We start from the raw sequence: 14283 nt of genomic DNA, 5'->3' as shown, positions 1-14283 counted from the left end.
CGGAAAATTAAATGTAAATTTGTAAAAAATTATCGAAGATGTCGGTCAAGATTGGTGAAAATATTGATTTGGGTAAATTCCCATTGTTATTAGCTCCGATGGAGGATGTAAGTGATCCTCCGTTTCGCTATGTGTGCAAACAGAATGGTGTTGATTTAATGTATACTGAATTTATTTCCTCGGAAGGCTTAATTCGGGATGCTGCAAAGTCAATTCAAAAACTTGATATTTTTGAATATGAACGTCCTATTGGCATTCAGATCTTTGGTGGAGATATTGAAAGTATGCGTCAATCTGCTGAGATCTGCACAAAAGCAGGGCCTAATTTAATCGACATCAATTACGGCTGTCCAGTTAAAAAAGTAGTCTGTAAAGGAGCTGGTTCATCCCTGCTACAGGACATCGATAAAATGGTTGCAATGACAAAAGCTGTCGTTGAGGCTACGGATCTACCCGTAACGGTGAAAACACGTCTTGGCTGGGATGACAACACAAAAAATGTATACGAAGTTGCCGAAAGGTTACAAGATGTGGGGATCAAAGCACTTGCGATTCATGGACGTACGCGCGCGCAGCTGTATAAAGGTCAGGCGGACTGGTCTATGATTCGTGATATCAAACGCAATCCGCGCATCAAGATTCCAATTTTTGGCAATGGCGATGTAGACTCTGTCGAAAAAGCTGCGGCATGGCGGCAGGAGTTTGAAGTGGATGGCATTATGATTGGCCGTGCAGCAATCGGATACCCCTGGATCTTTAGAGAAATAAAACATTTTTTCAATACTGGTGAGCGTTTAGAAGGACCAACTATTGCCGAACGTGTCGAGGTTTGCAGAACACATCTGAACAAATCCATTGAATGGAAAGGTGACAAATTGGGTATTTTTGAAATGCGCAGGCATTATGCGAATTACTTCAAAGGAATCCCCAACTTTAAAGAACACCGAATGAAATTGGTTAGCCTTCAAAGCCAGGCAGAGATTCTTGAGGTACTTCATGAAATTGAACACAATTTCTCGGCAGAAATGGTATAATCCTGAAGTCCACAATTTATAAAGAAAAAGGTCGTGCTAAGTTAACATTAGCACGACCTTTTTTCGTTTAAGCGTCTTTCTTTATGAATCGCTTGAGCTGATTTCTTTCCATCAGAAATACACCTCCAATGTAAGCAATCAAAAGCCCATTACCAACGAAGGTATTATGATTAAATACAAAATAGGATAGATAGGAGAAACATATTCCTACAACTATATACATCAGGATCTTGCCCAATTTATAAGGTATAGGATAATGTTTTTGTCCCCATACATAAGATAGCACCACCATAGAAAAGTAGGCTAAAAATGTGACTATTGATGCTCCAACATAACTGTATCTAGGAATCAGATAATAATTCGCAACGACAGTTATTCCTGCGCCTACCAATGAAATATACAAAGCGTACCGCGTTTGGTCAGAAAGCTTATACCATACCGAAAGATTCATATAGATTCCCAGCAGCACATAATTGAATAGTAATAGCGGAACGATGAAAAGTCCAGACCAATATAAGTCACGAGTTTCCACATTTCCTTTAATAAAATACTTCAGCCAGTCGATATTCGCTGTAATCCCCAGCATAACTAACATCATGGCAATTACGAAATATTCCATAATCAACGCATAGGTCTTCTTTGCATTAGCATTTTTTGCATAAGAAAAGAAAAATGGTTCGGCGCCCAATCGAAAAGCCTGAACAAAAATACTCAGAAACATCGCTAATTTTCCAACGGCTCCATAGATCCCCAAATCGCGATCACCAATATCCTTAGGCAGGTAGATTGGCAATACAATTTTATCTAAATTTTCGTTGATAATATAAGAAATATTGGCAATTAAAATCGGAAAGCTATACGATAGCATCTTTAAGATTAACTGCTTTTCGGGTTTAAAATAGAAACCCCTCATCTCAGGAAGGAGCAATAGAAAGGTTGCTGCACTTGCCACAATATTAGAAATAAATACATAACCTATCCATTCATTTCTATACCAGCCGGAACACCAAGTGCCCAAAGCACCACCATCTTTTATCAAATAGGGAACTAGCGCAATAAAGAACAGGTTAAGAGCAACCATAATACCGATGTTGGCCAATTTAATGGCACCAAATCGAATAGGCCTTCCCTCTGATCTCAATTTCGCAAAAGGAACAATAGCTAATGCATCCAATGCCAATATGAGGGCGAAATATTTTACATAGCTCTCGTAATCGGCATTGTAAGTTCCCTTATTCAACCAGCTACCAAAAGTACCCGCAAAGACGAAGGCCGTTATAAAAAATAATACTGCCAGAGAGGCAATGACGATAAAACTGTTATTGAAAACCTGCTTTTTATCCTTTTCTTCGACTTTTTGGAGAAACCTAAAAAAAGTTGTTTCCATACCAAATGCCAAAACAGCATTGATCATGGACGCCCAGGCATACATATTGGTAAATATTCCGTAGGACGCAGGTGGATATTTGAGCACATATAATGGCGTCATGACGAAATACAGCATACGAGCTATAATCGTACTCAGGCCATAAATCATGGTCTGTCCGGCGAATTTTTTAAGTACTGACAAGGCGAAAAGACTTAAGATTGAACTCTTTTAACTACTTCAAAATTGGAAAAGCCCTTCATTTCGCCTTCCTTTACCTCAACACTTTCAACAATTGCACCCTCCGGTCCTTCTTGGCAGAAGTCCAACAGTGAATCTAGTGCAAAATCATCACCCTCGCCCTCGATATAAACAGAACCATCTTTTAAATTGACAACAAAGCCTCTAACACCGACTTGATCTGCAACCGCCTTGGCTGTCAATCTAAAAAAGACACCCTGTACTTTACCTCTTATTGAAATATTCAAATGTTTCATCTGTAACTTATTTTTTCTTCCATCGGTCAGATGGAACTTACCATGACTATAGTTTCGTTATTATAGTCATGGACGGTTCAATAAGAGCAAAAGTACAGAAGTTTTGGGGAATTAAATACTACGCTAAACGTTTTACCTTAACATCTTCATTTAGGCGCATGTGTTCCATACCTTGCAACAACACAATCCCAGGTTTTTTACCCACTTCAAGTGAGCCAAATTCATTCTCAATGTTCAACGCGATAGCACCATTGATTGTAGCCCATTGAATAGTCTGCAAGAAATCCAGATCCTCAAAGTGCGCATGCAATACCTTTAGCTCCTCCAAAATGGACAATGTGTCGTTTGAAGCTAAACTGTCCGTTCCAATTACCAAACGCTGTCCGGCATTCATAAAATTCTGAACCTTTGGTAATGTTCCCTCAATATAAAGGTTGGCCTTTGGACAGAGACACCACATCACATCACGATCCATACGCTCTACAAAATCCAAATCTTTAAGAGAGGTATAGGTATTATGAACCAACAATAATTTATTTGGATAAGGCAAATAAGGAAGATAAGACTGAATCGAATTTCTTGCCTGCGCCTTAATCGCATCAGCATTTTTTCCTATACTTTTATAAAAGTCCAAGAACTCACCCATTTTATAACGGAACAGTTTATTCTCCTCTTCACTTTCTTGATTGTGAATACTGATAATATTTGTTTCCGGAACCATCTTCTTGAATTTTTTAAAAAGGACCTTCGAACAAGAATAGGGAGCGTGCGGAGTAATGGATACATGCCCATTCCTAAACTCTTGGGTCAACGATTTAGCCTCCTTTAACTTAAAGTCAGCTTCTTCAGGTTCAATTCCGAGCACCTCCACAAATGTGTGATATAATATCTGTGAATCTTCCTTCAATTTTGAAGAATTATCAGTGTTGGCGTGATCTCCGACTGCGACAATACCATTTTCGTACATATCTCGATCGGCTTTGGCCATAGCGTCATCTATTTTTTTCATCGATGCCGACCGCGTTGTCATCACCTTACTGAGAAAGCTCGGAAGCCCCGTACCTTTAGGAACAATACCTTTCATATGCGACAATTCAATGTGGCAATGTGCATTGATAAAACCTGGAATTATCACTCCTTCATATCTCTCAACCTTCGTTTTATCTGAAGGTGTAAATGAAGTTGGGTCATAGATACCTTGAATTACCCCCTCCTCATCTACCGAAACAATACCGTCTTTTATTGGCATTGAAGTAATCGGCAGAATATAATTAGCGCTTAAATATTTTAACATTTTATCTCCTCACTATCAATTTAGTAACTAAAATTTTTTGACCTGTATGAATACATACCTTTAGTAGAAAAATTCATGCCAAGGTACCTAAAAAGAACAATAAATACCAAAAACAACAATTTGCACAAATTTTTAACCAAAAAGAAATAATACCGCAAATCCGCTCTTTTTCATTTGTCATAAATTACTTCTTTATACTTCATTTCAATTTTAAATTTATATATTCGCAGCATCGAATAGGGGTGCCTTGTTTTGTCAGGAACACAAATAAAGGCTGAGATTATACCCAACAGATTAAATTCTGTACACCTGATCCAGATAATGCTGGCGTAGGGAGAGGTTAGTTAAATAGTGCGGTCGTAGTAACCCCTTGCTATGATTTGTTTAACTCAAACAAAATACATTACCATGATCAAATTTTTGATTTGTAGCTCCTTAGCTACTATTTCAAGCCAAATTGCCATTGCGCAACAAAATCTGACAATTAAAGCTGTAGACAATACCAATCAGACCCCCTTACAGTATGTTTCCATATCTATAGATGGACAAGCATCCTTTGCTGGCCAATCGGACAAAAATGGGCTGATTAAACTATATCGTATCAATACAGGTAAGCACCAGATCCAGGTATCTTCTCTTGGATATAAAACATGGAGCCAAAATGTGGATGTTAAAGACAATTTGGAGCTTACGGTAGCGTTAGAACCTAGTACAATTCAAATGGAAGAGGTGCTTGTTCAATCTACCCGTGCCAAAAGAAATGCTCCTACAACCTTTAAAAACATCTCCAAAGAAGAAATAACACGTAACAACCTCGGCCAGGATATCCCATTCCTTTTAAATCAGACTCCATCCGTGCAGGTCAATTCCGATGCCGGGGCAGGCATAGGTTATACCGGAATGACAATCAGGGGATCAGATAATCAACGAATCAACGTAACATTAAATGGAATCCCTTTAAATGATGCCGAGAGCATGGGTTCATTTTTTGTAAACCTTCCCGACTTTGCCTCTTCTACCGAGAGCATCCAAGTTCAGCGTGGTATTGGGACTTCGACGAATGGTGCCGGATCATTTGGAGCCTCATTAAATATTCAGTCCAATACGTTAGTCGAAACCCCTTACGCAGAGCTCAACAATTCATTTGGCTCCTACAATACCTGGAAAAATACAGTCAAGGTAGGTACCGGGCTAATTAACGACAAATTTGCCTTTAATGCCAGATTATCTCGAATCAGTAGCGATGGTTATATCGAAAGAGGTAGTTCAGACTTACAGTCTTTTTATGTGGACGGAGGTTATTATGGCAAGAAACATATTTTAAAAGGAATTGTATTCTGGGGAAAAGAAAAGACATATCAAGCCTGGAATGGCGTTCCCGAACCATTGATTACTGGCGATCGATCACGCATGGATGACTATGCAGATAATGCACTCGAAATCTCGGGCGCAGAGAAAGATCGTTTCATGAACGCCGGCCGGAATTATAATCTATATACGTATCAAAATCAAACAGATAATTATACGCAGAAACATCATCAACTTCATTATACCAATATCCTGAACGACAAATTGACGCTCAATACAGCCCTACACTATACAAGAGGTTATGGTTACTATGAAGAAATGAGACCCGGAGATAAACTAAGTAAATACGGCTTGCCTAACGTCATCATTGGTAAAGATACCATACAAAAAACAGATCTCGTCCGCAGGAGATGGCTTGATAATTATTTTTATGGCATGACCTATGCCCTAAATTACAGACCGAATGATCAGCTTGAAATTACTTGGGGTGGAGCTTATAATCAATACAAAGGAAAACATTATGGCCAGGTGATTTGGGCACAATATGCATCAACAGGTTTTCTTGACGATAAATATTACTTCGGGAAATCACAAAAAAATGATTTCAGTAATTTCTTAAAGGTCGATTATAAACTAGATAAGTGGATATTAATGGCCGATATTCAATATCGGAATGTAGATTACCACATGTATGGTGATGATGATAAGGTGAAAAATTATAATTATCATCCTAAGTTTAATTTCTTAAACCCTAAAGCTGGTGCAACTTATTTGCTAAATGACCATTCAAATGTATACGCTTCCTATGCCTTTGCACAAAAAGAACCTGTTCGCAAGGATTTTATAGAGAAAAATAGCGCCTTACCAGACCCTACCCCAGAGAAAATGCAGGACATCGAATTTGGCTATCGCTTTACAAATGAAAAATTCAACATCGGATTGAATGGGTATGGCATGTTTTACAAGGATCAGTTGATCCCAACAGGTGAAATCAGTGATACTGGCTCTCCAATTCGACAAAATGTCAAAGATAGCTATAGAATGGGACTTGAATTCGATGGATCATGGAACATCAGCAAACAGTTCAACTGGAAAGCAACAGCTAGTTTCAGCCAAAATAAAATTAAAGACTTTGAAGAGGTAATCGGTAATACAAGGATATTTTATTCGAAAACAGACATTGCTTTATCTCCGGGAACGATTTTGTCAAGTAATTTTTCTTATAGTCCGATAACATCACTGACATTCTCTCTACTATCCAAATTTGTAGGAAGACAATATCTAGATAATTCATCTGCGAAAGAGAGGAGCATTTCCTCTTATTTTGTCAACAATCTGTTAGCAAATTATAGCTTTACAGCATTAGGTATCAAAAACATCAGTGCAACTTTACAGGTCAACAACATCTTAAACGAAAAGTACGAAGCCAATGGCTACACCTTCGGTTGGATGGAAGGTGATACCCGAAAATATTATAATTTCTATTTCCCACAAGCACCAACAAATTTCCTATTGGGCCTGAATTTCAAATTTTAGAAACAATTTATTTAAATAAAAAAACGTCTCTTTTTTCCTGAGGAAGCAAGAGACGTTTTTTATTTAATATGGTGGATAAATTGCACATTACATCGTGTTTAACAATCGGAATTTTTACCTTTGGTTTTATACTTTTCATTATGCGCGCAGTTATACAACGAGTGAAAAACGCCTCTTGTACGGTAGATAATCAGATTACAGGCCAGATCCAGAAGGGTTTAATGATTTTATTAGGAGTTGAAGAAGCAGACACAACAGAAGATCTTAAATGGTTAGGACAGAAATTCATCAACTTACGCATCTTCGAGGATGAACAGGGCTTGATGAATAAATCGATACAGGATATAGACGGAAATATCTTACTCATCTCACAATTCACCCTCTTTGCTCAAACAAAAAAAGGAAACAGACCTTCTTTTATCAGAGCAGCAAAACCGGATAAAGCCAAACCAATGTATGAAGAGATGGCTTTATTGTTAAGTCAATTGCTCCAAAAAGAGGTTCAACTGGGCATATTCGGAGCAGATATGAAAATCGACCTACTGAATGATGGTCCAGTTACCATCGTCATGGATACAAAAGATAAGGACAACTTTTAATTTTTTATTGAAAAAGATGACAATTAAAGAAGCACAAGACATTATTGACAAATGGATCAATAGTACCGGAGTACGTTATTTCAACGAACTGACAAACACCGCTATACTCATGGAAGAAGTCGGTGAGGTTGCCCGAATAATGGCTCGGCAATACGGAGAGCAATCTTTCAAAAAATCAGACAAAGAAGTCAATTTAGCAGATGAAATGGCCGATGTATTATTCGTTTTGATGTGTCTTGCCAATCAAACGGGAATTGATCTAACAGAAGCTCTGCAACAAAATCTTCAAAAGAAATCAATTCGGGATGCCGACCGCCATAAAAACAACGAAAAACTTAAATAATTGGAGATCGTATTGTTTGTACAACTCTTTGAGATAATATTTAAAGTTTTAAATCGAGTACGATGTATAAATTCATAACCTATTCGCTCATAGCGAGCATATGTCTTGCCTCTTGTGCTACAAAACAACAGCTAAATTCTAAGGTCGAGCAGGCCAGTACTTTTAATAAGGCTGCCGTAGTCACAGCGCATCCTTTGGCTTCAGAAGTCGGCGTAAAGATTTTAAAACAAGGTGGAAATGCAATAGATGCTGCAGTTGCCGTGCAATTTGCTTTGGCAGTTGTTTATCCAAATGCAGGAAATATTGGCGGCGGCGGCTTTATGCTCTATCGCGATCATCGGGGTAATTTAGATGCCCTAGATTTTCGTGAGAAAGCTCCTCAAAAAGCATCCCGGGATATGTATCTCGATGCCCAAGGTAATGTTATTCCTGAGTTGAGTCTTTACAGTCAATTGGCCTCAGGCATCCCTGGGTCTGTTGCCGGTATGTGGGAAGCACACAGAAAGTATGGCAAGTTGCAATGGAAAGATCTCGTACTCCCAGCAATACAGCTCGCCAGAACAGGTTTTAAAATCAGTCAACGACAAGCCAATGAGTTTGAAAGCCATAAAGATCGTTTTGTCAAGCTGAATCCCTCTGGTGCTGCAATTATCAAAACCACAGCTTGGAAAACAGCTGACCCATTTATCCAGGAGGAACTCGCGAAAACGCTGGAAAGAATCGCAATAGAAGGGCGAGACGGCTTCTATAAAGGTAAAACGGCCGACTTAATTGTTGCCGAAATGGACAAAGGGAAAGGCATTATCAATCATCAAGATTTACTGGATTATCAGGCAATTTGGCGTACCCCAATTTCCACAAATTACAGGGGGCACAAAGTTATTTCCATGCCGCCGCCTTCGAGTGGGGGAACATCTCTTTTGGCCTTGCTCAAATCAGTCGAACAGTTTCCACTTCAACGCTGGGGCTTTCAAACCGATTCAACCATTCGTGTCATGGTCGAAGCTGAACGCTATGTATATGCCAATCGGGCCAAATATTTAGGAGATCCTGATTTTATTAGGGTACCCGTCCAACAGCTTATTGACTCCAGCTCAAATGCACATAAACTCAATTCATTCAATTTCCGTAAAGCGACATTAAGCAAAGATGTCAATGCAGATGTCATTCCTGGCTATGAAAGTGAACAAACGACACATTTCAATATCGTAGACGAGCAAGGGAATGCAGTATCCATTACAACAACACTCAATGATTCTTATGGCTCGGGAGTATTTGTGGCCGGCGCAGGTTTTCTCCTAAACAATGAAATGGATGATTTCTCTGTGAAGACCGGTGTCCCAAACATGTATGGGCTTACAGGGGAAAAAGCGAACGAGATTCAGCCCGGCAAAAGAATGCTCAGCTCAATGACACCCACTATTGTAGAAAAAGATGGCAAACTATTCATGGTTGTGGGAACCCCGGGGGGATCAACCATCATTACCTCTGTTTTTCAGACTATCCTCAACGTTATTGACTTCCGACAAAATGCACAATCTGCTGTGAGCCTGCCAAGATTTCATCATCAATGGCTTCCTGATCGCATTGATGTCGAAAATAACGCTATCAATTCCAATTTACGTGGCCAATTGACAAAAGATGGCTATACGATAAATCCGAGAGGGGCAATCGGCCGTGTGGAGAATATACTTGTATTACCAAATGGTAAATTACAGACAGGAGCCGACCCACGTGGAGACGATACAGCGAAAGGTTATTAGATTAAAAATGATTAAACTATTTGATGCAATCCCTATCTTACAAGAAACAACATATTATGATTCAAAGGAACTACAACAGGATTTTCAGAGCAACATTAGCGACCATATTTACGTTGATTTTATTTTCAAACTGCAAAATACTTCAAGGGCCTGATCTTACAAAGATACAAGTTGGTATGACCAAAGCACAAGTTATTCAAAAACTTGGAAAACCAGACGCTATTGTGGCTGCTAAGAAGTATCAGGAAGGCATCTTAGAAATATACGAATATAATACTCCTCAACTTGAAAATCCAGTAGATTCAGCCTCAGGATTTCGTCAATATTGGTTACATTTTTTTAATGACGAGCTGCAGGAATGGGGTACTAAACGTAATTATTCACCTCGAGAATACGATCATTATTACGAGAAATACAGAAGGCGTCATTAAGTACAAGGCATAAAAAAACCTGTTATCTAAGATAACAGGTTTTTTTTATAAGGATGAATCTTACATCATTCCACCCATACCGCCACCCATTGGAGGAGCACCAGCACCTACAGGGTTTTCTTCAGCTTCGTCAGCTAAGACACACTCGGTAGTCAATAACATTGAAGCAACTGAAGCTGCATTTTCCAATGCTACACGAGATACTTTAGTTGGATCAATTACACCAGCAGCGATTAAGTTCTCGTAACGGTCTGTACGTGCGTTGTAACCGAAATCTGCAGTTCCTTCTTTCACTTTTTGAACGATTACTGCACCTTCAATACCAGCGTTATTACAGATCTGACGTAATGGCTCTTCGATAGCGCGTTTAATGATGTCAATACCGATTTGCTCATCTTCGTTGTCACCTTTAAGGTTTACCAAGGCTTCAGTTGAGCGAATGAATGCAACACCACCACCAGCGATAATACCTTCTTCAACAGCTGCACGAGTTGCATGTAAAGCATCATCAACACGGTCTTTTTTCTCTTTCATTTCAACCTCAGTAGTCGCACCTACATATAACACAGCTACACCACCTGACAATTTTGCCAGACGTTCTTGTAGTTTTTCACGATCGTAATCAGAAGTTGTTGTTTCGATTTGTGAACGGATTTGAGCAACGCGTGCTTTGATATCCTCTACATTACCAGAACCATTGATAATAGTTGTGTTATCTTTGTCAACTTGAACTTTTTCAGCTTGACCCAAGTAAGATAACTCAGCATTCTCTAATTTGAAACCTCTTTCTTCAGAGATAACAGTACCACCAGTTAAGATAGCGATATCTTCTAACATTGCTTTACGACGGTCACCGAAACCTGGAGCTTTAACAGCTGCAACTTTCAACGAACCACGGATTTTATTAACAACTAATGTTGCAAGTGCCTCACCATCTAAGTCTTCAGCAATGATCAATAATGGTTTACCAGTTTGAACTTGTTTCTCCAAGATAGGCAACAATTCTTTCATGTTACTGATTTTCTTGTCGTAGATCAATATGTATGGGTTATCTAGTTCCGCTTCCATTTTGTCAGAATTTGTCACAAAATATGGCGATAAATAACCACGGTCAAATTGCATACCTTCCACAGTTTTTACTTCTGTTTCAGTACCTTTTGCCTCTTCAACAGTGATAACACCGTCGTTACCTACTTTTTCCATTGCTTGAGCGATCAAAGCACCAATTACTTCGTCATTGTTCGCTGAAATAGTAGCAACTTGTTTAATTTTATTATTGTCTTGACCAACTTCTTGAGATTGAGATTTCAAGTTAGCAACAACAGTTGCAACAGCTTTGTCAATACCACGTTTTAGATCCATTGGATTAGCTCCAGCCGCAACAGATTTGATACCTGGAGCAACGATTGCTTGTGCTAATACAGTAGCAGTTGTAGTACCATCACCAGCTTGATCAGCCGTTTTGGAAGCTACTTCTTTTACCATTTGTGCACCCATATTTTCTAAAGCGTCTTTCAATTCGATTTCTTTCGCTACCGAAACACCATCTTTAGTAATTACTGGAGCACCAAATTTTTTCTCAATAATTACGTTACGTCCTTTAGGACCTAATGTTACTTTAACTGCATTCGCTAAAGTATCTACACCTTTTTTAAGGGCCTCGCGAGCCTCAACGTTATATTTTACTTGTTTTGCCATTTTTTTATGAGTATTTAGTATTTCCAAGAAGCATAATCAGACGTTAGTATTGAACTGCAAATAAATTCTATCTTTAATCCGTCTAATTTTAAAGCTTCATTAAAATAACCTATTGAATTCTTAATTGAGCCAGTAAGCTCTTTTTAAATAATCTCTTCTTATTAATTAGATAACCGCGTAAATATCAGACTCACGCATAATTAAGTACTCTTTTCCTTCGTAAGTAATTTCAGTACCTGCGTATTTTCCGTATAATACTTTGTCACCAACTTTCACAGTTAACGGTTCGTCAACTTTACCTGTACCTACAGCAACTACTGTACCTTGAGATGGTTTTTCTTTTGCTGTATCGGGGATATACAACCCTGAAGCTGTTTTTTCTTCTGCTGGAGCAGCTTCTACTACTACTCTGTCTCCGATAGGTTTGATACTTAATGCCATAATTAATTTACTTTTTATCTGTTATTGAATTTATTTTTATGTTATAATCGTTATAAACCCATCATCTTTTATGCCAATTGTAAATAAAGCAGCTTATAAGACAATTTTTCACAGAAAAGTTAATATCCCCATCGACAAAAATTCATTTTGCTGTCACACTGTCATTCCTGGCCTGCCAGTCTTACTTCCGTCGACCGACATCCAGATAAATTTAACGGTACAGGTCGGCGTTAGACAAAATACACAACATAAAAAAGCCCCGTCTGTGAAACAAACGGGGCTCATAATTCTTTATTGATAACTATTTCTTAGCTTCTTCTGCTGGTTTTGTTGCCGGTGTAGTCACTGGGGCCTTTTCTTGCGATTGAGCCGGAGCAGCTTGCCCTTGTCCCGCAGGAGTACCAGTAGGTTGTTGTCCAGTACCCAAATTCAATGGACCTTGTTGTTTAGGCGCTTCAATTTGACCGCCCAATCCACCTTTAGATGTACTTGGTGATGTGCCAATAATATTTACACCTAAGCTAAATACCATAATGGCAATAACCATGATCCAAGTACCTTTTTCCAAAAAGTCACCTGTACGTTTTACTCCCATAAGATTTGTTCCACCTGAAAAACCAGATGACAAACCACCTCCTTTTGGATTTTGGATTAAAACCAAAAACGCTAAAATAATACTAGCTAATATGATTAGACCGATTAATAATCCTTGCATCTCTTTATGTTATTAATTTAATTTCTTTTCTAATTCTGTTATGCGTGCCGCAAAGTAAGCATTTTTTTCTGGATATTTCAAAACTAATTTTTTGTAAACCTCTATTGCTTTTGGATATAAGCCTTGTTCCACATAGATCTTTGCGAGCGTTTCGGTAACAAGTGTATGTTGATCTTCCGAACTTTTCCTAGCTTTATTCTCCAAGTCTAATTTTTCCGCTTGTAGAGGCTGAATCATAGGCTCCTCACGAATAAACTTTTCGATCACCTCATCAGTTTTACGCGGTATTTGAAAAGAGATTGTCGTTTTAACCTCATCACTCAACTTTGCTTCAGGCGATTGTAAATGAAAAATATTCTCCCGGATCTGTTGATCGAGTAGCTGAGTTTCTAGTTTCTCATGAATTTTAGCAATATCGTCATTGGAGGGCTTCATTGGCCCTAATGGGGATTTAACATAGGGCTGATAGGTATCAGCATATTCTAATCTCGTCTTATGCAACCACCATAAGAAACTGTATGGCATGGTATCATCATCATAGACCGAAACACGTTCTTGACCATCATCCATTATTTCGGCAACAGATTCCGATAGAACAGGTGCTACTAGTGCAGACTCCTCTGAATCGGCAATAATTTCTTGCTGCTGATCGCTTGACCGAAAATAATCTTTTGCAACCCCCGCTTGAATCAAACGATCCAATTCATCAACTTCCACCTTGGATAAAACTGGTTCAGCAACAATTTCGCTTTCAGCTTCAATTTCGACAATCCCATCATCGTCGCGAAGTGCTCCATCCATTAGAAATTCATCTGAAGGCATTATTGCATCAGGCTCTGCCGCCGATTTACAATGCATAAATTCATACAACCAACTCGGAGAAGATGCATAGAGCAAAGTAGACGATAAATTCTGAACTGAACTATGCTTGCCAAAAACTTTACGTTCATAAACAAATCGCAGGCTTTGGGCGTACGGATATTTCTCAATCAATGCTAAAACAACATTTTCCGCCACAGTGTCCGGATGATTGATTGCTTGAAAAAAAAGCTCGTTATTGGATAATGATATATTAAGATTCATCTTGGAAATAGAATTACCAATTAGCAAACGCTTTATTGTATATATCCTCAGTTAACATTTGAATAATTTCTTTACCCAAGGTCTCTTCTTGTGCACTTTGAAGATTTCCTGCAAACTCTTTAAATCGCGTAAAAGGCTGTTCAAAATCATCCTTCGGATTAATTTTATTATGATA

Annotated in this window: 13 protein-coding genes; 6 read left to right on the top strand and 7 right to left on the bottom strand. The window is 38.6% G+C overall.

Annotation, left to right across the window (positions count from 1 at the left end; translation table 11 throughout):
* Positions 1-38 precede the first annotated feature (38 nt).
* On the top strand, positions 39-1034 hold the full coding sequence (gene dusB, locus B2X72_RS21805) for a tRNA dihydrouridine synthase DusB (protein ID WP_046674816.1): 996 nt from the start codon (positions 39-41) through the stop codon (positions 1032-1034).
* Between the two features lie 67 nt (positions 1035-1101).
* Here dusB and B2X72_RS21800 read toward each other — a convergent pair whose 3' ends face one another.
* The 3 genes from B2X72_RS21800 to B2X72_RS21790 all read right to left on the bottom strand — a co-directional run bounded on the left by B2X72_RS21800 (position 1102) and on the right by B2X72_RS21790 (position 4191).
* Positions 1102-2571 (bottom strand): lipopolysaccharide biosynthesis protein, encoded by a 1470-nt coding sequence (locus tag B2X72_RS21800; RefSeq protein WP_286851477.1) that lies wholly within the window; start codon positions 2569-2571, stop codon positions 1102-1104.
* 44 nt (positions 2572-2615) lie between these two features.
* Positions 2616-2897 carry an acylphosphatase gene (locus B2X72_RS21795; protein ID WP_286732295.1) on the bottom strand — a complete coding sequence of 94 codons (282 nt, stop codon included), beginning with the start codon at positions 2895-2897 and terminating at the stop codon, positions 2616-2618.
* 118 nt (positions 2898-3015) lie between these two features.
* Positions 3016-4191, bottom strand: coding sequence for an amidohydrolase family protein (locus tag B2X72_RS21790; RefSeq protein ID WP_088160035.1), 1176 nt, complete (start codon positions 4189-4191; stop codon positions 3016-3018).
* A 408-nt stretch (positions 4192-4599) separates the two neighbouring features.
* Between B2X72_RS21790 and B2X72_RS21785 the strand changes: the two genes are divergently transcribed.
* The 5 genes from B2X72_RS21785 (at position 4600) to B2X72_RS21765 (ending at position 10171) form a co-directional block, all read left to right on the top strand.
* Positions 4600-7035, top strand: a complete 2436-nt coding sequence (locus B2X72_RS21785) for a TonB-dependent receptor (RefSeq protein ID WP_145327209.1) — start codon at positions 4600-4602, stop codon at positions 7033-7035.
* 140 nt (positions 7036-7175) lie between these two features.
* Entirely contained in the window at positions 7176-7634 is a 459-nt protein-coding gene (gene dtd / locus B2X72_RS21780) for a D-aminoacyl-tRNA deacylase (protein WP_120333195.1), read from the top strand.
* Between the two features lie 16 nt (positions 7635-7650).
* Entirely contained in the window at positions 7651-7977 is a 327-nt protein-coding gene (locus tag B2X72_RS21775; protein WP_286732292.1) for a nucleotide pyrophosphohydrolase, read from the top strand.
* Positions 7978-8039: 62 nt separating this feature from the next.
* Complete coding sequence (gene ggt / locus B2X72_RS21770; RefSeq protein ID WP_145327213.1) at positions 8040-9740, top strand: gamma-glutamyltransferase; 1701 nt, start codon at positions 8040-8042, stop codon at positions 9738-9740.
* Between the two features lie 56 nt (positions 9741-9796).
* Positions 9797-10171, top strand: a complete 375-nt coding sequence (locus B2X72_RS21765; RefSeq protein ID WP_075990822.1) for a hypothetical protein — start codon at positions 9797-9799, stop codon at positions 10169-10171.
* A gap of 60 nt (positions 10172-10231) precedes the next feature.
* Here B2X72_RS21765 and groL read toward each other — a convergent pair whose 3' ends face one another.
* From groL to B2X72_RS21745, 4 genes are all read right to left on the bottom strand, one after another.
* The gene (groL, locus tag B2X72_RS21760; RefSeq protein ID WP_070561631.1) at positions 10232-11869 is read right to left on the bottom strand and encodes a chaperonin GroEL; all 1638 of its coding nucleotides are present in this window, start codon (positions 11867-11869) and stop codon (positions 10232-10234) included.
* A gap of 165 nt (positions 11870-12034) precedes the next feature.
* Positions 12035-12310, bottom strand: a complete 276-nt coding sequence (locus tag B2X72_RS21755; protein WP_028070710.1) for a co-chaperone GroES — start codon at positions 12308-12310, stop codon at positions 12035-12037.
* A gap of 301 nt (positions 12311-12611) precedes the next feature.
* The gene (secG, locus tag B2X72_RS21750; RefSeq protein WP_075990820.1) at positions 12612-13025 is read right to left on the bottom strand and encodes a preprotein translocase subunit SecG; all 414 of its coding nucleotides are present in this window, start codon (positions 13023-13025) and stop codon (positions 12612-12614) included.
* A gap of 12 nt (positions 13026-13037) precedes the next feature.
* Complete coding sequence (locus B2X72_RS21745) at positions 13038-14108, bottom strand: hypothetical protein (protein WP_286851471.1); 1071 nt, start codon at positions 14106-14108, stop codon at positions 13038-13040.
* Positions 14109-14283 lie beyond the last annotated feature (175 nt).

The sequence above is a fragment of the Sphingobacterium sp. UBA7253 genome (genome assembly GCF_002472745.1).
GTDB lineage: Bacteria > Bacteroidota > Bacteroidia > Sphingobacteriales > Sphingobacteriaceae > Sphingobacterium > Sphingobacterium siyangense.
Note: the sequence above shows the minus strand (reverse complement) of the source record. Positions and strands in the feature narration are given on the sequence as shown.